The organism is Streptomyces sp. NPDC024017 (genome assembly GCF_040638895.1).
Taxonomy (GTDB): Bacteria; Actinomycetota; Actinomycetes; order Streptomycetales; family Streptomycetaceae; genus Streptomyces.
Genome location: NZ_JBEZYZ010000009.1, coordinates 188,217 through 210,866, shown reverse-complemented (window position 1 = coordinate 210,866; position 22,650 = coordinate 188,217). Strand labels below are relative to the sequence as shown.

Annotated in this window: 19 protein-coding genes; 8 read left to right on the top strand and 11 right to left on the bottom strand. The window is 70.9% G+C overall.

Features of this window, described 5'->3' with window-relative positions:
* Positions 1–124 precede the first annotated feature (124 nt).
* The 3 genes from AB0G20_RS25240 to AB0G20_RS25230 all read right to left on the bottom strand — a co-directional run bounded on the left by AB0G20_RS25240 (position 125) and on the right by AB0G20_RS25230 (position 4,133).
* Complete coding sequence (locus AB0G20_RS25240) at positions 125–1,111, bottom strand: hypothetical protein (RefSeq protein WP_361306232.1); 987 nt, start codon at positions 1,109–1,111, stop codon at positions 125–127.
* A 244-nt stretch (positions 1,112–1,355) separates the two neighbouring features.
* Positions 1,356–3,074 (bottom strand): SpoIIE family protein phosphatase, encoded by a 1,719-nt coding sequence (locus AB0G20_RS25235; RefSeq protein ID WP_361306230.1) that lies wholly within the window; start codon positions 3,072–3,074, stop codon positions 1,356–1,358.
* 216 nt (positions 3,075–3,290) lie between these two features.
* Positions 3,291–4,133 carry an endonuclease/exonuclease/phosphatase family protein gene (locus AB0G20_RS25230; protein WP_361306228.1) on the bottom strand — a complete coding sequence of 281 codons (843 nt, stop codon included), beginning with the start codon at positions 4,131–4,133 and terminating at the stop codon, positions 3,291–3,293.
* A gap of 202 nt (positions 4,134–4,335) precedes the next feature.
* Here AB0G20_RS25230 and AB0G20_RS25225 point away from each other — a divergent pair, with 202 nt between their 5' ends.
* Both AB0G20_RS25225 and AB0G20_RS25220 read left to right on the top strand, forming a co-directional pair.
* Entirely contained in the window at positions 4,336–5,031 is a 696-nt protein-coding gene (locus AB0G20_RS25225; RefSeq protein WP_361306226.1) for a GAF and ANTAR domain-containing protein, read from the top strand.
* Positions 5,032–5,195: 164 nt separating this feature from the next.
* Positions 5,196–6,443, top strand: coding sequence for an aromatic acid exporter family protein (locus AB0G20_RS25220; RefSeq protein ID WP_361306224.1), 1,248 nt, complete (start codon positions 5,196–5,198; stop codon positions 6,441–6,443).
* Between the two features lie 15 nt (positions 6,444–6,458).
* Here the strand turns inward: AB0G20_RS25220 and AB0G20_RS25215 are convergent.
* Positions 6,459–7,288 (bottom strand): IS5 family transposase gene (locus tag AB0G20_RS25215; protein WP_361306528.1). Its coding sequence is split into 2 segments (ribosomal slippage): positions 6,459–6,950 and positions 6,953–7,288, totalling 828 coding nucleotides; the frame shifts between segments, so codons are not numbered across the junction.
* A 455-nt stretch (positions 7,289–7,743) separates the two neighbouring features.
* On the opposite strand from AB0G20_RS25215, the gene AB0G20_RS25210 reads away from it, so the two are divergent.
* Together AB0G20_RS25210 and AB0G20_RS25205 are read left to right on the top strand one after the other, a co-directional pair.
* The gene (locus AB0G20_RS25210) at positions 7,744–8,226 is read left to right on the top strand and encodes a DUF485 domain-containing protein (RefSeq protein ID WP_361306222.1); all 483 of its coding nucleotides are present in this window, start codon (positions 7,744–7,746) and stop codon (positions 8,224–8,226) included.
* Entirely contained in the window at positions 8,223–9,839 is a 1,617-nt protein-coding gene (locus AB0G20_RS25205) for a cation acetate symporter (protein ID WP_361306220.1), read from the top strand. The genes AB0G20_RS25210 and AB0G20_RS25205 overlap by 4 nt, the downstream gene beginning before the upstream one ends.
* Positions 9,840–9,901: 62 nt before the next feature.
* Here the strand turns inward: AB0G20_RS25205 and AB0G20_RS25200 are convergent, their stop codons facing one another.
* From AB0G20_RS25200 to AB0G20_RS25175, 6 genes are all read right to left on the bottom strand, one after another.
* On the bottom strand, positions 9,902–12,322 hold the full coding sequence (locus AB0G20_RS25200; RefSeq protein WP_361306218.1) for a SpoIIE family protein phosphatase: 2,421 nt from the start codon (positions 12,320–12,322) through the stop codon (positions 9,902–9,904).
* A gap of 187 nt (positions 12,323–12,509) precedes the next feature.
* Positions 12,510–13,787, bottom strand: a complete 1,278-nt coding sequence (locus tag AB0G20_RS25195) for an ABC transporter substrate-binding protein (protein WP_361306216.1) — start codon at positions 13,785–13,787, stop codon at positions 12,510–12,512.
* A 5-nt stretch (positions 13,788–13,792) separates the two neighbouring features.
* Positions 13,793–14,914 (bottom strand): branched-chain amino acid ABC transporter permease, encoded by a 1,122-nt coding sequence (locus AB0G20_RS25190; protein ID WP_361306214.1) that lies wholly within the window; start codon positions 14,912–14,914, stop codon positions 13,793–13,795.
* On the bottom strand, positions 14,911–15,792 hold the full coding sequence (locus AB0G20_RS25185; RefSeq protein ID WP_361306212.1) for a branched-chain amino acid ABC transporter permease: 882 nt from the start codon (positions 15,790–15,792) through the stop codon (positions 14,911–14,913). The genes AB0G20_RS25190 and AB0G20_RS25185 overlap by 4 nt, the downstream gene beginning before the upstream one ends.
* Positions 15,789–16,607 carry an ABC transporter ATP-binding protein gene (locus AB0G20_RS25180; RefSeq protein WP_361306210.1) on the bottom strand — a complete coding sequence of 273 codons (819 nt, stop codon included), beginning with the start codon at positions 16,605–16,607 and terminating at the stop codon, positions 15,789–15,791. The genes AB0G20_RS25185 and AB0G20_RS25180 overlap by 4 nt, the downstream gene beginning before the upstream one ends.
* Positions 16,604–17,362, bottom strand: coding sequence for an ABC transporter ATP-binding protein (locus tag AB0G20_RS25175; protein ID WP_361306208.1), 759 nt, complete (start codon positions 17,360–17,362; stop codon positions 16,604–16,606). The genes AB0G20_RS25180 and AB0G20_RS25175 overlap by 4 nt, the downstream gene beginning before the upstream one ends.
* Before the next feature lie 188 nt (positions 17,363–17,550).
* On the opposite strand from AB0G20_RS25175, the gene AB0G20_RS25170 reads away from it, so the two are divergent.
* Together AB0G20_RS25170 and AB0G20_RS25165 are read left to right on the top strand one after the other, a co-directional pair.
* On the top strand, positions 17,551–18,846 hold the full coding sequence (locus tag AB0G20_RS25170) for a helix-turn-helix domain-containing protein (RefSeq protein WP_361306206.1): 1,296 nt from the start codon (positions 17,551–17,553) through the stop codon (positions 18,844–18,846).
* Positions 18,843–19,472 (top strand): TetR/AcrR family transcriptional regulator, encoded by a 630-nt coding sequence (locus tag AB0G20_RS25165; protein WP_361306204.1) that lies wholly within the window; start codon positions 18,843–18,845, stop codon positions 19,470–19,472. The genes AB0G20_RS25170 and AB0G20_RS25165 overlap by 4 nt, the downstream gene beginning before the upstream one ends.
* A 51-nt stretch (positions 19,473–19,523) precedes the next feature.
* On the opposite strand, the gene AB0G20_RS25160 is transcribed toward AB0G20_RS25165, so the two are convergent.
* The gene (locus AB0G20_RS25160) at positions 19,524–20,000 is read right to left on the bottom strand and encodes a MarR family transcriptional regulator (RefSeq protein WP_361306202.1); all 477 of its coding nucleotides are present in this window, start codon (positions 19,998–20,000) and stop codon (positions 19,524–19,526) included.
* Positions 20,001–20,155: 155 nt separating this feature from the next.
* Here AB0G20_RS25160 and AB0G20_RS25155 point away from each other — a divergent pair, with 155 nt between their 5' ends.
* Both AB0G20_RS25155 and AB0G20_RS25150 read left to right on the top strand, forming a co-directional pair.
* The gene (locus AB0G20_RS25155; protein WP_361306200.1) at positions 20,156–21,643 is read left to right on the top strand and encodes an MFS transporter; all 1,488 of its coding nucleotides are present in this window, start codon (positions 20,156–20,158) and stop codon (positions 21,641–21,643) included.
* Between the two features lie 55 nt (positions 21,644–21,698).
* Positions 21,699–22,625: an NADP-dependent oxidoreductase gene (locus AB0G20_RS25150; protein ID WP_361306198.1), complete on the top strand. Its 927-nt coding sequence runs from the start codon at positions 21,699–21,701 to the stop codon at positions 22,623–22,625.
* Positions 22,626–22,650 lie beyond the last annotated feature (25 nt).

Below are 22,650 nucleotides of genomic sequence, written 5' to 3'. Positions count from 1 at the left end.
TGGGAGGGGTGACGGGGTGGCGAGTGGCCGGGGCGGGCTGATGCCCGGGCGCGATGGGGCAGGTTTCAGCGATGGCACCCAAGCTCGAACTCAGGCGCAGCCGCAGGACCGTGGGCCCGGGTGCTCAGGCGCGGCGGTGCCGGCGGGCGAATTCCTTCTCGGGCTCGGCGAAGAAGGCCCAGGGCCACTGGGTGTAGGCGCCGTCCAGTGTCTGGAAGACGCGCCGGACCGTGTGGCGCTCACCGGCCAGGGACAGGGCCATGGCGAACATGTTGAAGTCCTGCTGCCAGCCCGGGCGCCACACGTAGGCGGGGTGGAGGATGCTGTGGTCGGCCGCCTCGCGCAACTGCGCCTGGATCTCGGAGGTGACGAGGTAGTCCCCGCGGTCCGACTCGACCCACTCCTCGATGTACGCCATGGCGATCACACAGCCGAGGCGGTGCCCGTGCGGGGCGCGGGCGAACGCCTCCTGGGCGAACGCCAGGGCCTGTCCCGGCTTACCGCCCCAGCGGGGCTGCAACTGCGACAGCCACTCGAAGTGGGTCTCCGGATCCAGCGGGTCGCGGCGCAGGGCGGCGTCGCGGCGGGCCTCGTTGACGGCGGGGCCCAGGGACATGCCGCGGCCGGAGGTGAGGAGGTGGCACCAGGGCGTGACCCACTCGGGCCGCAGTTCGGCGGCCTCCAGCAGGTGCTCCTCGGCGATCTCCAGCCGCTCGTGGAAGACCCGCCACTGCTCCTGCGTGACATTCACGGCACGCTCGGCGGTACGCGCCTCCCAGCCCCAGACGATGTGACGCGCCCCGGACATGAGCAGGGCCGTCGCCCGGTGCTCCTTGTCCTCCTCGACGGCCCGGACGATCCAGTCCTGCATGCCGTCCAACTCGGCGAGCTCACCCAGGACTCGATGGTCGCGGCCGAGGTCGAAGGGGACCAGCGCCGCCTTGACCGCCTCCCAGTCCCCCGCGTCGGCCGCCTCGATCAGTGCGAGCACCCGCGTGTCCCCGAGCGCGCGCAGCGCGTACGTCCCGTTCTTCTGCCTGCGCGGAGCCGGAAGGACGTGCGGATCCGCCACCGGTCTCTCCGCACTCCTGCCGAACAGCTTGCCGAACATGCCGCGCCCTCCCCTGGTCCCGCGTGATCGTCCGGTGCAGCATAAGCGGACCCACCGACATGCCCTCCACCGGGTTTTCACCGGCACTTCACGAGGTCAGAACATCCCCGCCCCGGATCGACCCGTCCACGGGAACGGCCGCGATCCTGCTGACCCGGGTGGGAACGGAGAGCCCGACGCCCACACCGCTGATGCGGGACTTCTGGAGGCGCGTGTGGCGGCCGGCGGAAGCGGTCCCGCCCCGTCAGGCCTCGGGGACGCGCAGGGCCAGGACGGCGACGTCGTCGTCGTTGTCGGCGGGGCGGACGCGGCGCAGGAGCTGGTCGGTGAACGAGGCGAGGGGGCGGTGGGCGAGGGCGGCGGCGTGCTGGCGCAGTCGGTTCAGTCCCTCGTCGAGGCTGCTGCCGGGCGCTTCGATGAGGCCGTCCGTGTACAGCACCAGCGTGGAGCCGGGCGGGAGCTGCGCGGTGGCGTCCGGGCGCCGGGTGCCGGTCTGGGTGCCCAGGAGGATGCCGTGGCCGTCGGTGAGGTAGCGGGCCAGGCCGTCCCGGCTGATCAGCAGCGGCGGGGGGTGGCCGGCGTTGGTCCAGGACAGCTGCCAGTGACCGTCTTCGGCCGGTTCGATCCGGGCGAAGATCGTCGTGGCCATGGTGACGTCGGTGATGTGCTGGATCGCCTCGTCGAGCCGTTCGACGATCCGGCTGGGGGGTTCGTGCTGCGACCAGGCGTAGGCGCGGAGCATGTTGCGGACCTGCGCCATGCCGGCCGCCGCCTCCAGGTCGTGGCCGACGACGTCTCCGATGGCCAGGGCGGTGGACGCGTCGGACAGGGGGAAGGCGTCGTACCAGTCGCCGCCGACCTGTGAGGCGTCGGGTGCGGGCAGGTAGCGGACGGTCATCTCCAGGCCCGCCACGCCCGGCATCTGCGGCAGCAGATGGTTCTGCATGGTCTCGGCGACCTTGCGCTGGCGCTGGTAGAGGCGGGCGTTGTCCAGGGCGAGGCCGGCGCGGCGTGCGATGTCCTCGATCAGGGGGAGGTCCACGGGCGTGAAGGGCGCCGGATTCTCGCCGCGGCCCAGGGTCAGCGCCCCGAGGACCGAGCGGGTGCTGCGGATGGGTGCGATGGCCGCGGAGTGCATCCCCGTGGCGTCGAAGAGGCGGCGCTGCTCGACCGCGATGCCGGAGTCCGGCGGCCCCTGGTAGGTCTGCGGGCCGGCCAGGTTGGAGGCGACGCCGCGCAGGGCTCTGGACAGGGGCATCGGGGATTCGTCGGGGATCGGCGGCATCGGCCCCTGCAGGTCCTCGCGGTGCGTGACCGTGTCGCCGTCGGCGTGGACCACGACGGTGCGCCACACCTCGTCGCGCTCGGTGATCAGGTCGACGACCACCCAGTCCGCGAGGCGGGGCAGGACCAGGGTCACCAGCCTGCGCAGCGCCTCGTCGACGTCGAGCGTGGAGGTCAGCTGCGCGGTGGTCTCGGCCAGCAGCGCCAGCCGGTGCAGCTCCGACAGCGGCCGGACCGCCGGCTCCGGTTGCGGGTCGTTGACGTGCGGGTGGTCCGGGGTGTGGAAGACGACGAGCGTGCCGGCGTGCCGGCCACCGACGTCGTACGGCGTGATCAGCCAGGAGATGCGCAGCACGGTGCCGTCGGCGCACGCGAAGTAGTCCTCGTCGGCCTGGGCCGTGCGCCCGGCGTGGAAGGCCTGCCGCATGGCGCACTGGGTTCGCGGCAGGGGCTGCCCCTGTGGGCCGCGGTGCAGCAGGTCGTGCGCGTCATGCCCGATCAGGTCGTCGGCGGACCGGCCCAGCAGGCGCTCGGCCCGGGTGTTCGCCGCGATGATGCAGCCCTGCTCGTCCACGACGTAGGCGCCTGCGCCGATGGCTTCCAGGGACCCTGCCAGCACGAGGGAGGCTGTCGGCACGGACGGCCCGTGAACGGTCTCCGTGTGATCCGGCCCCGCCATCGCGGCCTCCCCGCTGATCGGGCCGGCGTCCCTGTCGCCGGCGTGCCCTGCTTGCTTGCCTTCCCCGTATGCCCATACGCAGGAAAATTCCACGTCGCCCGGTGACGCCGGGTCCTGCGCGCGGACCGTGAGCCCGGAGTGCGGGCCGCTGAGCTGCGCCCCCGGGGCACTGGACCGGAGCGCCGCGATCACCGGCCGAGTCGGCCAGGATGCCCGCTAGGTCGGGTCCACATCGGTGTGCAGGATGTGGTGGTCCGAGTGCGCGGTCGGGTGCACGCGGTGCCTGAGCGGGACGAAGCCGCGCAGGAACACGTAGTCGAACTTGCTCTGCCAGTCGGTGGTCGGCTGACAGGTGCCGGTGGGCGACGGGTGGCACTGCGGGTCCGCATCCGTGGCCAGCGCCCATATCGCGCTGAGTTCGGGCGCGTCCGGCACGGCGTTGAAGTCGCCGAGGAGGATCGCGCGATCGTGCCGGGCGACCTCCGCGGCGAGGACGCGCGTCTGGTCCGCCCGGACCGTCTCCTGACGACGTTGGGCGAGATGCGTGTTGAAGACCCGGACGGGCAGGCCGCCCACGGTGGTGGTGACGGCCATGTACCCGCGGTCTTCGGATCCGCCGTCGGGATACTCCACGTTCACGGGGTCCGTCATCGGTGCGGCCGAGAGGATCGCCTGGCCGAAGGCCCCCGGATTCCACGGCGTGCCCCCGCAGCGGCCCCATTTCCGCAGAACCGACCCGTACTCGACGTGGTACACCAGCCCGTGAAGGTTCTCCAGATACTCCCGGATCCTCTCGATGTCACGCACGCACGCTTCCTGCATGCCGACGACCTGGGGCGCGTACGCGGCGATCTCCGCGGCCCGGTCGACGTCGCTCACCTCGCAGGGGTTGCAGATGTTCCACGTCATGACCCGGTTCGCCACGACGTCCCTGGCGGCTGCGGCGGGCTGTGATCCGCCGAAGAGGGCACCGCTCGGTGCGCTGGGGCCGACGAGCACCATGCAGACCGCCACGATGGCGCCCGCGAACACCCGCGCGCCCGTGCGCCTACCGAGCACCCTCGCCTCCTCACGGTGGATACACCTGACGTCTCTCCATGCACGAGGTTATGGGACGGGCCGTCGGCAACACATGTGCTCTGCAAATTCTTTCCGTCGGCCCCTGGGTACTCGCCACGTTGCTCGGTCCTGGCGCCTTCGACGGTGAAGGAGCAGGCTGCGCGTAGGGTGGCTGGACTGGTGATCGACGTGGGCGGTGACGATGGACTGGCAAGAGTTCGCCGAGGAAATGGCCCTGCTCGCGCGGACCCTGCTGAAGCAGGACTCGGTGCAGCAGACGCTGGACGAGATCGCGGCGTCGGCCGTCAAGCTGGTGGACGGCTGTGACGCGGCCGGGATCCTCGCGGTGCGCAAGGGCCGCGCCGTCACGCTGTCCTCGTACGGGGACATGGTCGAGGAGTCCGACCGCCGGCAGGGCGAGCTGGGCGAAGGGCCGTGCTTCGACCTCGCCCGTCGCGCGGCCGAGGACCGCGTGTTCCGGATCGTGGACATGACCCAGCCCCAGCCGGACTGGCCCCGTTACGCCGAGGCCGCGCGCGAACTGGGCATCGGCAGCATGACCGGGGTCCTGCTCTACACCCACGAGGAGGACTTCGGCGCGCTCAACCTGTACGCCCGCCGCCCGGGCACGTTCACCGACGACATCGCGACCGCCGGCTGGCTGCTGGCCTCGCACGCCGCCGTCGCCCTCGCCGACGCCCGTACCATCGACCAGCTCGAACACGCCCTGGAGACCCGGCACGCCATCGGCGAGGCCATGGGCATCCTCAGGGAACGCCACGGCATGAGCGACGAGGACGCCTTCAACGTGCTGCGCAACATCTCCCAGCATCACAACATCAAACTGCGCGACGTGGCCCAGCAGATCCGGGACGTGCGCGCCGACGATCCGGCCTGACGGCCCAAGGCCCCCTGTCCTCCCTGTCCCCCTGTTCCCCCTGTCCGGCTGCGCGAAGGTCAGGCGGACGCGGGAAAGGTATGACCTCTTCCACAGTCTGCGGTGACCTGCGCGGGGTACCCCTCGGCCCGGCAGCCGTGGCGGAGCGAGTACGGGGAGAGAAGATGGCCGAAGCCGCTGCAGGAGCGCAGCGCCCGGAGGCGGCGACCCAGGGCCGGACGGCCCGGTTGAGGCAGTGGTTCGGACGGGCGGGTTCGGACGGGCACGAGCGGCACACCCTGGCCCTCATCGGCAAGAGCACCCTCGCGGCCGCCGCCTCATGGGTGATCGCGCACGATGTCATGGCCGCGCAGTCACCTGCGTTCGCGCCGTTCTCCGCGGTGCTGATCATGCAGGTCACCGTCTACCAGTCGCTGGTGCAGGCCCTGCGCTACGTCGGTGCGGTCGTCGTGGGCGTGGGGCTGCAGGGTGTGCTGGGCCTGCTGGCCGGCCCTCACCTGCTCACGTTCGTACTGGTGACGCTGGCGGCCCTGGCCATCGGACGGTGGCGGCCGCTGGGGTCTCAGGGTTCCCAGGTTGCCACGGCGGCGTTCTTCTCCTTCTCCACCTACGTCGCGGCCACCAGCGAATCACAGCGCTGGTCCCAGCTCGGGCAGATCATCGTGCTCGTGCTCATCGGCTGCGGCATCGGTGTCGTGGTGAACACGCTGGTGCTGCCTCCCCTGCGCTACCGCAGCGCCGAGTACGGCATCCACACCCTCGCCCACTCGCTTCTCGACCTGGTCGGCGACATGTCCCCGGCCCTGCGCGAAGGGAAGCTGGACAAGGAGCGCACCCGGCACTGGCGCCGGCGCGCCTCCCACCTGGCCCCGATCGTGCAGCAGGCCCGGTCCTCGGTCCACACCGCCTGGGAGAGCACCCTCTACAACCCCCGGCGCCTGCGGCGCCGTCATCGCCACCGCACGTCCTTCGACGGCTACCAGGCCGTGGTCGACGCCCTGGAACGCGTCTCCTACCAGGTGGCGTCCATGACCCGCAGCCTCGACCAATGGCACGAAGCCGACGCCGGCCCGGACTACGTGGACTTCGCCCGCGCCTACGGCGACTTCCTGGCCTCCCTCGCCCACATCGCCGAGCTCCTCGGCGAGATCGACGAAGACCGTCTGCAAGACCAGTCCCAGCAGCTGTGTGAAGCCGCCGAGGAGGCTCAGCGGTGCCGCGAGCTGCTGGAGGACGAAGCACGCGACAGCTCCCTCCCGCTCAGCGACCCCGCCCAGCCGTACGGCATCCTCATGGCCGAGGCCACCCGGCTGACGGACGAGTTCCAGCACACCTGCGATGTGCTCCAGCACGGCGTCGACGCGGCCCGGACCACACCGAACGCCCCCGCGGCGGGAAACGGGCACGGCTAGGTTCTGTCTCTTTGGTCAGCGTCGGGTCCAGATGAGGATGCCCGCGAGGTGGAGTGCGGCCTGGTAGGCGATCGCGAGCTTGTCGGTTCGTGTGGCCAGGCCGCGCCATTGCTTGAGGCGGTTGATGCACCGCTCGACGGTGTTCCGCTGCTTGTATGCCTCGCTGTCGAAGCCGGGCGGACGGCCACCGAGTCGGCCTCGCCGCAGGCGGTGGCCGACTTGGTCGGACGGCTGCGGGATGACCGCACGGATGCCCCGGCGCCGCAGGTGGGCGCGGATGGCGCGTGAGGAGTACGCGCGGTCGGCCAGAACGGCCAGGGGCCGGGTCCGGGGCCTGCCCGGACCAGTGCGGGGCACGCGGATGCGGGACATCACCGTCTCGAAGGCGGGTGCGTCACCTGCCTGTCCTGCGGTGACGGTGAAGGCGAGGGGCCGTGCGCGGCCGTCTGCGGCCAGGTGGACCTTGGTGCTCAGCCCGCCGCGGGAGCGTCCGAGTGCGTGATCGGCGGGCTCACCGCAGTGGGCCGCCCCCTTTTGAGTGCTCCGGCAGCGTGCTGGTGGGCCCGAACGACCGTGGAGTCCACCGACACCGTCCAGTCGATGTCATCGTCGGCGTCCGCCGCAGCCAGGACGGCGGCGAGGATCATCGCCCAGGTGCCGTCGACGGCCCATCTGATCAGCCGTTTGTGAGCGGTCTGGAAGGAGCCGAGCTCGTCGGGGAGGTCCCGCCAGGGCGAGTTGGTGCGGTACTTCCACGCAATGGCCTCGAGCGTGCGGCGGTGGTCGGCCCACCGCCGTCCGCGAACTGGATCGGCCGGCATCAGCGGCTCGATCCGGTCCCACATCGCATCACTGATCACTAATCGGACAGACACATCCGATCAACTGACCAACCCATCAAAGAGACACGCGCTAGGGCAACACAGCTACTGGGCGAGATGGCCGTTCACGAGCAGGGCTAGGACGGTCTCCGGGCGCGGCCGGCGCAGGCGGCGGGACGCGGCTCGGCCGGCTCAGCCGAGCAGGTGCTCCGGACCGGTTCGCGCCGCTGCCGACCGTCGATGCGGCATCCTGCCGCACCCGCTGGATCTCGCCGATGTTGTCCACCGGCCTGGAGCACGACGAACAGTTCGCCCCCCGCTGCGCCACCTGTGCGACCACTGCGTCATGCCGCTCACATCAACTCCGAAATGTGACCTACGGCAGACTTACAGGCATTCCAACCAGTCGGTATGGTGCGCCGCCTGAAGCTCCTTTCCCGTTCACCTCACGGATCCGATCCGTAGTGGAAGGCCAGGCGATGACATACGCCGACGAGAACCGGTACCCACCCTCAGCACAGCCCTATGGGCTCCCTCCTCGACACGAGACCTACGGACAGAGCCCGTGGCCGGAGCCGTACGGGCACGACGCCCCGCGATACGACGCGTACGGGCGGCAAGCCCCCTGGCACGACCCGTACGCGCCCCGGACTCATCACGACGACGCCGGCCTCGCCGCCCTCCGCTCGGCCTACCGCCTGCTCCGCCGGATCTCGACGCTCACCGCGCTCGGCTCCTTCGTGGTGTATGTCGTGCTGTCCTGCTACGCGCCCGGTCTGATGGGATCCAAGGTCACCGGAGAGCTGAGCCTGGGCATGTCCTTGGGCATCCTCCAACTCGTCGTCACCTTCGCGGCGGTCTCCTGGTACGGGCGCAGCGCACGACGCTCTGTGGATCCGTTGGCCCGCGCCGTCAGGGAGCGGGCGGTCTCCGCCGGCCGGAACGCGGGGACAGCGAGATGAACGACTTCAGCTCCGGGACGCAGGCCCTCGTCCTGGTTCTGTTCACCACGCTGGTCACCGTCACGCTGCTGATGTGCGTCATGGCGGGACCGGACCGCGACGACCTGGCGAACTTCTATACCGGCTACCTGTCGCTCACCCCGCTCAAGAACGGCCTGGCGATCGCGGGCGACTACATCTCCGCCGCCACGGTGCTGAGCACCACGGGGATCATCGCGCTCTCCGGATACGACGGCTACGTCCTCGCGGTCAGCACCGCCCTGTCCCTGGTACTGCTGATGTTCCTGCTGGCCGAACCCCTGCGCAACGCCGGCAGGTTCACCATGGGCGACGTCCTGGCCCGCAACATGTCCGGACGGGCCGTGCGCATCGCCGCCTGCGTGGTGACACTCTCGGCGACCCTGCCCTTCCTGGTCGTCCAGCTCTCCGGAGCCGGGTCGCTGCTCACCTTCATCCTGAACATTCCGTACGCTGCGGGCGCCAGGACGGCGTGCATCGTCATCGTCGGCACCCTGATGATCATCTATGCGGCGATCGGCGGTATGCGGGGCACCGCGCTCATTCAGATGATCAAGATCGTGCTCCTGCTCGGCACGAGCGTCGTCGTCGCCGCTCTCGTACTCAACCGCTTCGACTGGAGCCCCGGCGACATCCTCAGGGCAGCCCAGCACGGCAGCGGCGCCGGCCCCGCCTACCTTCAGCAGGGCCTGCAGCTCGGCACGTCCACCGGTGGCCGGCTGGACTTCGTCAGTCTTCAGATCACCGTCATCCTCGGCGTCGCCTGCCTGCCACACATCACGATGCGCCTGTACTCCGCGCAGGACGTACCGGCCGTGCGTCGCTCCATGTCATGGGCGGTCGGCACGGTCACCACGTTCTGCCTGCTCGTGATCGTCATGGGTACGGGTGCCGCGGCCCTGGTGGGATCGCAGTACATCACCGCGGCCGACCCGCACGGCAGAACATCGGTGCTCATGCTGTCGCAGGTGCTCGGCGGGGCCCCCGGCTCCGCGGGCGCGACGATCCTGTACTCGGCCGTGGCAGGCATGGTGTTCATCACCCTGCTGTCGTCGGTCGCGGGGATGACCCTGGCCGCGGCTTCGTCACTCGCCCACGACCTGTTCGCCCATGCGGTGCGGCGGGGACAGGCCGAGCCCCGTACCGAGATGACGGTGGCGGCGTGGACGAGCGTGGCCGTGGGGATCGTCGCCATCGGACTCGCCACCATGGTGCAGAACTGGGACGTCGGCGTGCTGACCACCGCGGCCATCTGCATCGGGGCATCGGCGGTGGCGCCCGCGCTCACCTACTCCCTGTTCTGGCGGGGGTTCACGCGCACCGGCCTGCTCGCCACCCTCTACGGCGGCGCGGCCTGCGCGCTGCTGCTCATGGTCTTCTCCAGGGCCGTTTCGGGCACACCGTCCGCCGTCTTCCCGAACGCCGACTTCGACCTGTTCCCCATGCAGTCCACCGGGTTGGTCTCCATCCCGTTCGGCTACCTCGCGGGCTGGCTGGGCAGCCGTCTGGACCACCGTCGCCGTGGCGCCGACAGCCGTGAGCAGCGGCGCCTGTACGAGGAGAGCGAGGCACGGCTCCTCGCCGCAGCCGAATGACCACGGCGGCGCGGGCGGGCCGGCTCCGGGCGGCCTCCCGCGCCGGCCGTGGCCCGAGACGGTCAGACGGGCGTGCCGGTCAGCGGTTGTTCGGTCCACACGGTCTTGCCCTCGCGGGTGTAGCGGGTACCCCAGCGTTCGGTCATCTGGGCCACCAGGAACAGCCCGCGCCCGCCCTCGTCGGTCGTCCGGGCGCGGCGCAGGTGTGGTGACGTGTGGCTGGTGTCGCTGACCTCGCACACCAGACACTGCTCACGGATCAGCCGTAGGGTCGCAGGGCCGCCGGCGTAGCGATAGACGTTGGTGACCAGTTCGCTGGCGACCAGCTCGGTGGTGAACGCCAAGTGCTCCAGACCCCACTCGGTCAGCTTGGCCGAGATCAACGCCCTGGCCCGCCCGGCGCTGGCAGGCTCTGGCGGCAGACGCCAGGAGGCGACATTGTCCGGTGGCAGCACGCGGGTGCGGGCGACCAGCAGGACGACGTCGTCGCTGGGGCGCGAGGGCACCAGCGCGTCGATCACCGCTTGGCAGGTGCGCTCCAGCGCGCCCGCGGGGCGGGCGAGCGCTGCGCACAGCTTCGTCAGGCCGGCGTCGGCATCGATGTGGCGCTCGCCGATGATTCCGTTGGTGTACAGGCACAGCAGGCTTCCCTCGGCCAGTTCGATGTCCCGGGCCTCGAACGGCAGGCCGCCCAGGCCGAGCGGTGGGCCGGCGGGCAGGTCGAGCAGAGCCACCTGTCCATCCGGAGCGGTCACCACGGGCGGCGGATGACCGGCGCGGGCCACGGAGCAGCGTCCGGAGACCGGGTCGTACACGGCGTACAGGCACGTGGCGCCGACGACCTGCTCACCCACGGGCCGCTCGCCGACTGCTTCCTGTTCGACCGCCAGCAGGTCGACCAAATCGTCAAGGCGGGAGAGGACCTCGTCCGGTTCCAGGTCGAGGCTGGCGAGCGTATGGACGGCGGTGCGCAGCCGGCCCATGGTGGCGGCGGCATGGATGCCGCGTCCCACCACGTCGCCGACGACGAGGGCGACCCGGGCCCCGGACAAGGGAATGACGTCGAACCAGTCGCCGCCCAGGCCCGGGCCCGCGCTGGCCGGCAGGTACCGCAGGGCCACCTCGACGGCTGACTGGTCCGGAACCGCCCGGGGCAGAAGGCTGCTCTGCAGGGTGAAGGCGGTCTGCTGCTGCTGGGTGAAGCGCCGGGCGTTGTCGATGGCGACGGCGGCGCGCGAGGCGAGTTCCTGGGCGAGGGTGAGATCGTCCGTCTCGAAGGCATCGGGGCGGCGCGAGCGCCACAGGGTCATCACACCGAGCACCAGGCCACGCGCGGCAAGAGGTACCACGATCAGGGAGTGGGCGCCCAGGTCCGGAGCCTGGGCCCCCTGGCGGCCTGCCGCCGCGACCCAGTCGGGCGGGAGAACCGGCTCCAGGACGGGCCGTCCCGCGGCCAGGCATCCGGCCTGCGGTGTGTCGGGCCCGAACTCCACGGGCTCGCCCTCGGGGTGGGGCGGGCCGGGTTGCTGAGCACCGACGCTGCAGGTCCCCAGTCGGACCACGGGCCCTGCCACGGCGCGCGTCGGTTCCTCACCGCGCGTCACCGCCTGGAGCAGGTCCACCGACGCGTGGTCGGCGAGGTGGGGCACCATCACTTCGGCCAGTTCCCGGGCGGTCTCTGCCACGTCGAGCGTGGTTCCGATACGGCTGCCCACCTGGTCGAGGAGCGCGAGCCGACGCTGGGCCCGATGGCGGTCGGTGATGTCCTCGATCATCTCGGCCACGCCCAGGACGCGGCCGGAGGGGTCCTCCATCCGGAAGGACGAGACCAAGGCGACCCGCTCTCGTGCCGGATCCTGCTCCAGGCGAACGAACTGCTCGGAGTAGACCAGGGGTCTTCCGGTCTGCATCACCTGGCGCACACGGTCCACGGCCTTGCGCGCGTCGTCGGAGAGGAGCATCCGGCCGGTGGACATCCCCCGGAAGTCCGCTGCCGGGACGCCGCTGAACCGTTCGATGGCCCGATTGACCCGGAGAATCCTCTGGTCGGGGCCGTGAATGACCAAGCCGATCGGGCACTGGCGGTACAAACCGTCGAGAACCGCGCGGTCCCTTTGCCACTCGAGGACGTCAGCCGCGAGTGCCCCCGTGAGGAACCACTCACGGCCCCGGTCACCGCGTGACAGCTCATGGGCCCTGAGCCCCAGCTCCACGAGCTGCCCGTCGCGGTGGCGCAGGGGGAGCACGCCGAACCAGCCACCGACTCTCCTGCACTTCGCCGCGGCCTCGGTGACAGCCGGCAGATCACGAGGATCGACGAGGACCTCGAACGCCGGACGACCGATCACGGCTGTGTCCGGATGGCCGAGCAGCTCCTGAGCCCGCCGGTTCCATCCGACCACCACTCCCCGGTCGTCGAGCACCACCAGGGCGGCGAGGTGCAGGGCGAACGGATCGTCGTGGCTTTCGCTGAGCTCCGTCATCGGCTTCTCCACCGCTGGACACCACCGTGTACTCGGTCGCCGATGTTCAGCCTATTGAAACCCGGCGGAGGCCGCGGCCTTGTCCGGCGCGCTGCGCGGCGTGGCGGGCAAGAGGGGTTATGACGGGCTGCGGGACCGGTCCCCCAGGGGTCGGTACCTCGACCGCTTGGGAACCGGCCCCGCAGGCTCACTTCGCCGGCGGGCCGAACTCCTTGCGGGTGTCCACCGGCTTGCCGAACAGCTGCCACCGCTCGCCCTTGAACCGCATCAGCTGCATCGTCTCGATCGGGAAGGCGTCATCGGGCCCGGTGGAGAGGGTGACACCGGGGAGCAGCATGTCCACCTCGACGTCCTTGAGGTCGCGCACCGCGTCCCGCAGTCCCTCCCTGGTCGGGCACTTCATCGCGTCCAAGGCCTTGTGCAGGCTGGAGGCGGCGGCCCAGCCGTAGGCGTTGAACTGGTTGGCCGGGTCGGAGCCGGGCGCGTGCTCGCGCAGCGCTTCCCGGTACGTCTTCATCTCCGCGTCGTCCGCCCACTGCGGGTCGGCGGGGTCCTTGAAGTAGGTCGCCGAGACCACGCCCTGGACGTTCTTGAACCCGACGGGCTTCAGCACGGTGGCGGACGAGGACACGTTGTTCACGATGTGCAGCGGGTTCCACTTGGTGTTCTTGGCATCGGCGGCGAGGGCCTGGCTGCCGAACTTCGGCGTGGTGATGTCGAGCAGCACATCCGCCTTGGACCGGGCGAGGCTCGTCATCTGCGCCGAGACGGAGGGGTCGGTGACCTCGTAGCTCTCCTCGGCGACCACCTTGATGCCGCTGCCGGCGACGGCCGCCTCGAACCCGCTGAGCAGATCCTTGCCGAAGTCGTCGTTCTGGTACAGGACGGCGACCTTGGCCTTCGGCTTCTTCTCCTTGAGGTATTTGGCGTACACACGTGCCTCGGCGACGTAGTTGGGCTGCCAGCCGGTGGTCCACGGGTGCTTGTCGTCCGTACCCCAGACGGAGGCGCCGGTGGCGACGAAAGGCTGCGGCACCTTCCGCTTGTCGAGGTAGTCCCACACGGCGGCCGTGGACGGGGTGCCCAGGGTCTGGAAGACGGCGAAGACCTTCTCCTGCTCGACGAGTCTGCGGGCCTCCTCGACCGCCTTGGGCGGCTGGTAGCCGTCGTCGCGGACGATGAACTCGACCGTGCGGCCGTCGATGCCGCCCTTGTCGTTGACGTGCTTGAAGTAGGCGCTCACGCCCTTGCTGATCGTGCCGTACGCGGAGGCCGGTCCCGACAGCGGGTAGATGCCGCCCAGCTTGATGCTCTTGTCGGTGATGCCGGTGGTCTGCTGGCCCTGGCACGCCCCGTCGGCGGCGGCGTCCTTGTCGTCCTGCCCGCGCTGGCTGTTGCAGGCGGTGGCGAGGAGCAGGGCGGCGGAAGCGGCCGCGGCCGCCCGCACAGTGGTCTTCTTGCGCATGTGATTCATTCCTTTTCCGTGCGGGGCGGTGCGCCCACGGGTTCGGCATCGGCAGGGGCGGGATCCGCCGGGGTGGGGGGCGCGGAGGGTTCGGGGTCGGAGTCGGACGACCGGTCGTCGTCGGTGGCGGGGGTGGTGGTGCGGGTGAGTCGACGGGCGACGGTGCTCCGGACACGGCCCGCCAAGCCGGCCAGTCCCGTCGGCGCCACGAACATCACCGCGATGATCAGCAGGCCGAACACCACACCGGGCGCCGCCTCGCTGATGTCCTGGGCCACGCTCGGCACGTACATCACGAAGGCCGCCCCCAGCAGCGGTCCGTACAGCGAGGCGAGCCCTCCGACCACCAGGCCGGCCAGCAAAGTGATGGACAGGACGAAGCTGAACGAGTCGGGTGAGACGAAGCCGATCACCCAGGTGTAGACGCACCCGGAGACACCCGCGAACAGGGCGCTCCACGCGAAGGCGAGCGTCTTGTGCAGCGACAGCCGTACGCCCATGACCTCCGCGGCGCTCTCGTTGTCCCGCACTGCGAGCAGCGCCCGGCCGATGCGGGACCGCAGCAGGTTGCGGGCGAGCAGCAGGGCCACCGCGGTGACGGCGAGGACGACGTAGTACGTCCACTGGTCCTCGGCCAGCCCGCTCCACGCGGGCGGTTGCGGCTTGTCGACGGTCAGGCCCATGGAGCCGCCCGTGACCGGTTCGAGCCGTTTGAGCAGCGGCGGCAGGAACACCGCGAAGGCGAGCGTGACCAGGGCCAGGTACAGCCCGCGCAGCCGCAGGGCGGGCACCCCGAAACCGAGGCCCAGCAGGAAGCATCCGGCGGCGGCGACCGGCAGCGTGGCCAGGTGGCCGGTGTCGTACCGGTCGAGCATGACCGCCGCCGTGTAGGCCCCTGCCGCGAAGAACGCGCCGTGCCCGAGCGAGATCTGCCCGCCGAATCCGACCAGCAGGTTCAGTCCGGCCAGCGCCACGGCGTACAGCAGCACCATGGTCAGCTGGAAAACCTGGAAGGGGGCGAAGTAGAACGGTGCGCACAGGGCGACGGCCGCCACGAGCAGCGCGGTGAGCGCGGCCCGCAGACGCCGGGCGCGGTCGGTGCCGAGTGTTGCGACGATCGTGCTCATGCGCGCTCCACCGCCGCCCGTCCGAACAGGCCCTGGGGCCGCACCAGCAGCACCGCCAGGATGATCACCAGAGGTACGCCCACCTTCAGATCGGCACCGACCACGTCCACGTACGCCCCGGCCAGCGTCTCGGCGACGCCCACGCACAGGCCGCCGACGACCGCGCCGACCGGGCTGTCGAAGCCTCCGAGGGTGGCCGCGGCGAACGCGTAGATCAGCACCCCGCCCATCATGTTTGGCTCGAGGAACAGCAGCGGGGCGACGAGCACGCCCGACACGGCGCCGACCGTCGCGGCCAGCCCCCAGCCGAGCATCAGCACGCGGCCCACCCTGATGCCCGACAGCCGGGCGGAGGCGGGGTTGCAGGCGACCGCCCGCATCACCAGGCCGCTGGAGGTGTGCTGGAACAGCAGGTACAGCAGGCCCATCACGGCGGCTACGACCGCGATGATCCCCAGGGTCGACCAGTCAACGCGCACCCCGGCCAGGTCGATCCCGCCGTCGGGGAACGGCTGCGGGAAGTCCTTCACAGTGAACGACCAGATCAGACCGGCCATCGCGTTGACGAAGATGAACAGGCCCACGGTGACGATGACCATCGTCAGCTCGGGCGCGTTCCGCACGGGACGGATGACGATCCGCTCGACCAGCATGCCGCCGGCGAAGGACACCGCCAGGGTGACCGGCAGCGCGAGCCAGAAGGACATCCCGGACGCCACGAGTTGCCACGCCACGTACGTGGAGATCATGGCGAGCTCACCCTGCGCGAAGTTCACGATCCCGGTGAACCGGTGGATCAGCACCAGGGCCAGCGCCAGGCTGGCATAGACCGCGCCGGAGCCGACCCCTTCCACCACTTGCTGGAGCAGTTCGGTCACTGCGCTCCCCCGTCCTTTCCGGAGCGGACGGAGACACCGAGGTACACCTCGGCGACCTGCCCGTCCTCGCGGATCTCCCGGGACGGCCCGGACAGCACCAGGCGGCCGGCCTCCAGTACGTGCGCCCGGTGCGCGACATCGAGTGCGAGCTGGGCGTTCTGTTCGACGACGACCACGGTGGTGCGTTCCTCCTCGTTGACGGCACGGACGATCTCGAACAGCTCCCGCGTGACCAGCGGCGCGAGCCCCAGCGACGGTTCGTCCAGGAGCAGCAGGGCGGGCCGCAGCATCAGCGCCCTGCCGATGGCGAGCATCTGCTGTTCGCCGCCGCTGAGGCTGCCGGCGGCCTGGCGGGACCGCTGGCGCAGCTTGGGGAAGTAGTCGTAGATCCGTTCCAGGTCGGCCGCCACGGCCGCGCGTTCGGCGCTGCCCCGCCGCCACCGCCCGGTGCGCACGTGGGCGCCGACGCGCAGGTTCTCCTCGACGGTCAGGTCGTTGAAGGTGCCCCGGCCCTCGGGTACGTGCGCCACGCCGAGACGGGCGGTCTGCTCGGGCGAGCGGCCCAGCAGCTCCGTGCCGTCCAACGTCACCGAGCCGCGTCCGCGGACCATGCCGCACAGGGCCCGCAGTGTCGTTGTCTTGCCCGCGCCGTTGGGCCCGAGGATCGCGCACACCTCGCCGCGTGCGACGCAGAAGTCGAGCCCCTGGAGCACGCGGGCCTGGCCGTATCCGGCGTGCAGGCCGGTGACCTTCAGGAAGTCCGGCTCCGCATGCGCTGGCCCGGCTTCGGCGCTGTCGGTGGTGGGCCCCGTCATGCCGCCACCCCCAGGTACGCCTCGATGACCGCCGGGTCGCGCTGGATCTCCTCCGGCGAGCCCTCGGCGATCTTGCGCCCGAAGTCGAGGCAGACCACCTTGTCGCACAGGCCCATCACGAAGCCCATGTGGTGTTCGACCACCACGAGCGTGAGGTCGAACTCCTCGCGCACCGACCGGACCAGATCCGCGAATTGGTCGACCTCGCCGTGGCTGAGTCCGTTGACCGGTTCGTCGAGCAACAGCAGCCGGGGCCGTACCGCGAGCGCCCGGGCGAGTTCGACGCGTTTGAGCGTGCCGAACGGCAGCCCGGAGGCGGGGTGGTCGGCGACCTCCGCCAGGCCGAGACGCTGGAGCAAGTCGTCCGCCTGGTCACGTAGTTCCCTCTCCTCCCGCCGCACGCGGGGCAGCCGGAGCGCCGCGGCGAGGTGTCCCGTGCGCCCCCGGCTGTGGGCGCCGACCATGACGTTCTCCCGGACCGTGAGCAGCGGGAACAGACCCAGGTTCTGGAAGGTGCGGGCGATGCCGCGCCCGGCCACGGAGTGCGGCGGGAGGGCGAGCAGGTCCTCGTCCTCGAACCGCACCGTCCCCGCATCGGGGGTGCAGCGCCTGGTGAGGCAGTTGAACAAGGTGGTCTTGCCGGCTCCGTTCGGTCCGATGAGCCCCACGGCGGTGCCCGGCTCGACGGTGAACGCGACACCGTCCAGTGCCGTGATCCCGCCGAAGCGCACGCTGATACCGTCGACCGCGAGCATGAGTGACGCCCCTTCCGAGGTGCTGGGGGGTGGGCGAGCGTCACAGTAGGTGGGGGCCTTCCGAGCGCACATTGGGTGCGAGCACCCAACTTCGAGGCCACCGACTTGTGCGCCGCGCCCAGCTCCCCCGGTATGTCGCCCGCCGAGCCTGTTGACGGGACACGAGGAAGGCAGCGACGATCGGCGCCATGTCTCGCGGACCCGCCCTGGGCGCCCCCGCACTCTCCGACCCGCTCAGCCGGGAGCGGCACCGGATCCTGCACGCCGTCCAGGACCGGCTCGAGGACGTGGCGAAGACCGCTGTCGCCGTCATGCGCACGGAGATCCCGTCGTACGCGCTGCAGGACGAGCGGTTCTTCGACGACGTACGGGACCAGGTCCTCACGCACTACCGGATGCAGCTGGCGGCGCTGGCCGGCGGCCGGGACATCGCCCCCGAAGACCTGGTCTTCAGCCGCGCGGCGGCCATGCGCAGAGCACGCGCGGGGTTCGCCCTGGAGGACTGGATCAGTGCCTTCCGGGTCGGCCGGCAGGTGTTGTGGGACGTGCTGCTGGACTGCGCGGGTACGTCCGCCGAGGCACAGCAGGCCGCGCTGTCCCTCGTCACACCGCTGATGCGGTACGTCGACTTCGCCAGCACGCATGCCGCGCAGGCCTATGTCGAGTACCAGCAGCACGTGGTCGCCGACGCGGACCGGGAGCGCCGGGACCTCCTGGACCAGCTCCTGGCCGGCGCGGCACCGGCGCGCGGTCCGCTGCTCGCCGCGGCGCAGGCGTACGGCATAGGGCCGTACTCGCCGATGATGGCGGTCGTGGCGGTGTGCGTCGACGACACCCGCACCGGCGACCTCACCTCGGCCGAGCACGGCTACGCGACCAGCGCGTCCATCGGTATCGCCGGGCCCTGGGCCGGCCGGACCCTGGTCGTCGTGCGCCACGGCGAGGTGGTGGCCGTGCCGGTGGTCCGCACCGGCATGGACGCGGAGGACATCTGTAGCCACTTCGAGGCGGTGCAGAGGCGGCTCGCGCGCGAGGGAACCATGCTCTCCATGGGCATCAGCACGGTCGCCGAGGGCGCCGGCGAACTGCCACGCGCCTACGAGGAGGCACGCGCCGCCCTCGACCTCGTGCCGAGCGGGGGCGGGGTGGCGGCACTGCCGCGCCTGTCCCCCTTCGACTACCTGGCGCTGCGCGCCGACGACCTCGCCCGCCAGCTGGTCGATCCCCGCGTGCGTGCACTGCTGGAGGAGGACCGCAGACGTGGCGACCCGCTGGCGGCCACCGTACGGGCCTTCGCGGAGGCCGACCTCAACCTGCGGCTGGCCGCCGACCGGCTGCGGATACACCACAACACGGCGCACTACCGGTTGCGCCGGATCGAGGAACGCACGGGGCGCAATCCGCGCCGGATCGCCGACCTCCTGGAACTGCTGGTCGCCCTCGCCATCCGCGACGGGGCCGGGGAAGGCGGGGATCACCAGTGAGCGGCATCGTGGAGTCCGCGGGGACCGAGGCGGAACGTCAGCTGCCGGACGAGCAAGGGGGCACGGTCCGGAGTGCGCTACTGGACGCCGCGCTGGAGGTGTTCACCGAGCGCGGTTACGCCGACGCCGGTCTCGCCGAGATCGCGGCGCGCTCCGGCATCCCGGTGGGCAGCCTCTTCCAGCACTACGGCGGAAAGCGAGGGCTCTACCTCGCTCTTTGGGAGGAGTTCCGGGAGGCACAGGAGCGCCGGACCGCGGCCACGCTGACTGCCGAGCGAGGCCGTGGCGTGGACGACCCCATCGCCCTTTTCGTGGCGGGAGCCAGGGCGTACCTGGAGGGCGCCTGGGACAACCGGCGGTTCGGCAGACTCCTCGTGGAGGATGACGGCCCCACGGGCTTCGACACGCTGCGCCGCCAGTGGGACCGCGCGTGGGTACGGCGCAACGCCCGGCTGCTGGAGGTGGACGAGAAGCGCCGGGCCGGCCGGGTTCGGGTGAGAGTGCTCACCACCGTGATCGGCGGGGCGGCACGCGAGCTGGGCGACTGCGGGGACGAGGCGGAGGCCCAGGAGATCGTGGACGAGGTGTGCGGCATCCTGATCCATCTGTCGGCACCGCCCGGCTGAAACGCCCGGCGCCTGCGCGGTCCGACGCAGCGGTCGGCGCTGCGGCCGTGATCAGGTTGTCTCCTGCATGTCCTCGGGGTGAAGGCGTCCCAGTAGCTCGTAGAGACTGCGGCGGCCCTCCTCGTCCAGACGCTCAAAGGCTTCCGAGGTGCCCCGCATGTCGGCCCGGATGAGGCGGACTGCCTCCCGTCCCTCTTCGGTGGCGACCACGTTCTTGATCCGCCGGTCGGCCGCGTCGGCGTGCCTGGAGACCAGTCCACGCGCCTCCAGCCGGTCGACGAGTCCGGTGATGTTGGAGGCGTCGCAGGCCAGCCGCCCCGCGAGGGCGCGCATGGGCAGCGGTTGCCGCCGGAGCAGGATGAGCATCTTGGCCTGCGTCATGGTGAGCCCGTGCAGTGCGGCCGCCGCTGTCAGGTCCCGGTAGTAACCGGCAGCAGCGCGTGCCAAGCGCTCCATGAGTGCGTCGTGGTCGGGGTCGCTGTCCTGCGCAGCGGAGCGTGCGGCGGGCAGGGCGGGGGTGTGGGCCATGCCTCAAGTGTAGGCGAAGCTCAATGTTTGACGTTCTCAACCTTTGAGGTCTACCGTCGCTGTCATTGCTTGGCTGCATCAAGCATCTAACCGCCAGCCAGTCCCTCGTCGGGTTCCCGCCACGGCGCCCCGCCCCGCCCCCGGAGAAAGCACCCGTGTCCCAACCCCTTGCTCCGCCGCACGGCCGACAGCGAGCCGAGACCGCCGTGGTCCTTGCACTGAGCCTCGCCGCGATGATCGTGTCGATGATGCAGACGCTGGTGGTGCCGATCCTCGGCCTGATCCAGAGCAGCCTCGGCGCCAGCTCCGCCGAGGTCAGCTGGGTCACCACCGCGACCCTGCTCTCGGCAGCCGTCTTCACCCCGCTGCTCGGCCGCTTCGGCGACCAGCACGGCAAGAAGCCGACCCTCATCGGCGTGCTGGCGGTGATGATCGTCGGCTCGGTCCTGGCCGCCACGACCGACTCGCTGCTCTGGCTGATCGTCGGCCGCGTGCTGCAGGGCGCCGCCACCGCGATCTTCCCGCTCGCCCTTTCGGTGCTCCGCGAGGAGATCCCCGCCCGCCGTCTGCCGGGAGCGATGGCGCTGGTCAGCGGCACCCTGGCGTTCGGCAGCGGTTTCGCACTGGTCACCACCGGCCTGCTCACCCGCGGCGAGAACGCCGACTACCACCACGTCTTCTGGCTGGCCACCGGCCTCGCAGTGGTCACCCTGCTCACCGTCCTCCTCCTCGTACCGGCGAGCCGCACCAAGACCGGCGGGCGGACCGACCTGCTCGGTGCCCTCACCCTCGGCCTCTTCCTGGTTCTCCTGCTGCTGCCGATCTCCCAGGGTCACGAGTGGGGCTGGACCTCCGCCCCTACGCTGGGCAGCTTCGCCGGAGCGGTCCTCATGGCCGGAGTCTGGAGCTTCACCGAGAGCCGTGTCCGCGAACCCATGGTCGACATGAGGATGTTCCTCCACCGCCCCGTGCTCTTCAGCAACCTGGCGGGCCTCTTCGTGGGGTTCGGGATGTTCGCCCAGTTCCTCGGCGTCTCCTACCTGGCGCAGGTGCCGAGGGACATCGCGGGCTACGGCTTCGGTGCCTCCGTGCTCCGCGCCTCTGTCGAGTACCTGCTGCCCAGCACGATCGCGTCGCTCGTCGTCTCCCAGTTCGGTGGCGTGCTGATCCGCAGGATCGGACCGCGCCTCACCCTCGCCCTCAGCGCGGTGATCGGCATCGTCGGCTTCACGTGGCTGGCCGCCGCACACTCCTCGACCCCCTCGGTCATCGGCGCCGGCATGGCTGTCGGCACAGCCATCAGCCTCGGGTACGCCGCGATGCCCGCCCTCATCGTCGCGGGGGTGCCGCCCCACCAGACCGGCATCGCCAACGGCATCAATTCCATCTCCCGGTCCGTCGGCAGCGCGATCGGCAGTGCGCTGATCACCTCGCTGCTCGCCTCCAGAACCGTCGAGAACCTTCCGGCCGGAGTGCCCCCGCTGCCCGCCGAAAGCCAGTTCACCCTGAGCTTCACCCTGGCCGGTGTCGCCTTCGCCTTCGTCCTGGCCCTCTCGCTGGTCGGCCTCAAGCGGGGACAGCAGGCCCCCCGTACGGAACACCTGCCCGCGACGGAGCCGGCCGCTGCCACGACCGCTGCCTGACCAACCCCACCGCGACCCGTACCACCGCACGACCACTACACAAGGAGTCACCCCCATGAAGGCCATCACTTACCGCACCTACGGCGGCCCGGAGGTCCTGGAGTACGGCGATGTACCGAACCCGAAGCTCGGCGTGGACACCGTGCTGGTCCGTGTGAAGGCCGCCGCCGTCAACCCGGTCGACTGGAAGATCCAGGCAGGGTACCTGGACACCGTCATGGACGCCGTCTTCCCCGTCATCCCCGGCTGGGACGTGGCGGGCGTCGTCGAGGAGACCGGCGTCGGAGTCACCGAGTTCGCTCCGGGTGACGAGGTGATCGGCTACGTCCGTGAGGACTTCGTCTCCCGCGGGACCTTCGCCGAGTACGTCGCCGCCCCGGTCCGTACGCTCGCCCGCAAGCCCGCCGGCCTCTCCTTCGAGGAGGCTGCCGGTCTTCCGCTGGCCGGCCTCACCGCATACCAGGCGCTGACACGCTCCCTGCGGGTTCGGGCCGGCGAGACCGTGCTGGTGCATGCCGCGGCGGGTGGCGTCGGCTCTCTGGCCGTACAGATCGCCAGGTCGCTCGGCGCCCGGGTCATCGGCACCGCCAGTGAGTACAACCACGCCTACCTGCGAGGGCTGGGAGCGGAGCCGGTCGCCTACGGCGAGGGCCTCACCGACCGTGTCCACGCCCTCGCGCCGCAGGGTGTGGACGCCGTCCTCGACCTCGTCGGCGGGGACGCCCTGAAGGTCTCGCCAGGGCTGCTTGCCGAGGGCGGCCGCCTGGCCTCGGCTGTGGACGGCGCCGTGCTCGGTCTCGGTGGCGGGTACGTCTTCGTGCGACCCGACGCCCGGGACCTGGAGGCTCTCACCGAACTCGCCGAGCGCGGGGAGCTGCGGGTGGACGTGGCCGCCGCGTTCCCCCTGGAGCAGGCCGGCGACGCCCAGCGACTCAGCCGCGAGGGCCACACCCGCGGCAAGATCATCATCACCGTCGCCTGAACCACCGCTCGCAGTCGCCCCACCA

Coding starts and splice junctions, on each gene's coding strand:
- AB0G20_RS25240 (WP_361306232.1), bottom strand. CDS start 1,111: ATGTTCGGCAAGCTGTTCGGCAGGAGTGCGGAGAGACCGGTGGCGGAT.
- AB0G20_RS25235 (WP_361306230.1), bottom strand. CDS start 3,074: ATGGCGGGGCCGGATCACACGGAGACCGTTCACGGGCCGTCCGTGCCG.
- AB0G20_RS25225 (WP_361306226.1), top strand. CDS start 4,336: ATGGACTGGCAAGAGTTCGCCGAGGAAATGGCCCTGCTCGCGCGGACC.
- AB0G20_RS25220 (WP_361306224.1), top strand. CDS start 5,196: ATGGCCGAAGCCGCTGCAGGAGCGCAGCGCCCGGAGGCGGCGACCCAG.
- AB0G20_RS25210 (WP_361306222.1), top strand. CDS start 7,744: ATGACATACGCCGACGAGAACCGGTACCCACCCTCAGCACAGCCCTAT.
- AB0G20_RS25205 (WP_361306220.1), top strand. CDS start 8,223: ATGAACGACTTCAGCTCCGGGACGCAGGCCCTCGTCCTGGTTCTGTTC.
- AB0G20_RS25200 (WP_361306218.1), bottom strand. CDS start 12,322: ATGACGGAGCTCAGCGAAAGCCACGACGATCCGTTCGCCCTGCACCTC.
- AB0G20_RS25195 (WP_361306216.1), bottom strand. CDS start 13,787: ATGCGCAAGAAGACCACTGTGCGGGCGGCCGCGGCCGCTTCCGCCGCC.
- AB0G20_RS25190 (WP_361306214.1), bottom strand. CDS start 14,914: ATGAGCACGATCGTCGCAACACTCGGCACCGACCGCGCCCGGCGTCTG.
- AB0G20_RS25180 (WP_361306210.1), bottom strand. CDS start 16,607: ATGACGGGGCCCACCACCGACAGCGCCGAAGCCGGGCCAGCGCATGCG.
- AB0G20_RS25175 (WP_361306208.1), bottom strand. CDS start 17,362: ATGCTCGCGGTCGACGGTATCAGCGTGCGCTTCGGCGGGATCACGGCA.
- AB0G20_RS25170 (WP_361306206.1), top strand. CDS start 17,551: ATGTCTCGCGGACCCGCCCTGGGCGCCCCCGCACTCTCCGACCCGCTC.
- AB0G20_RS25160 (WP_361306202.1), bottom strand. CDS start 20,000: ATGGCCCACACCCCCGCCCTGCCCGCCGCACGCTCCGCTGCGCAGGAC.
- AB0G20_RS25150 (WP_361306198.1), top strand. CDS start 21,699: ATGAAGGCCATCACTTACCGCACCTACGGCGGCCCGGAGGTCCTGGAG.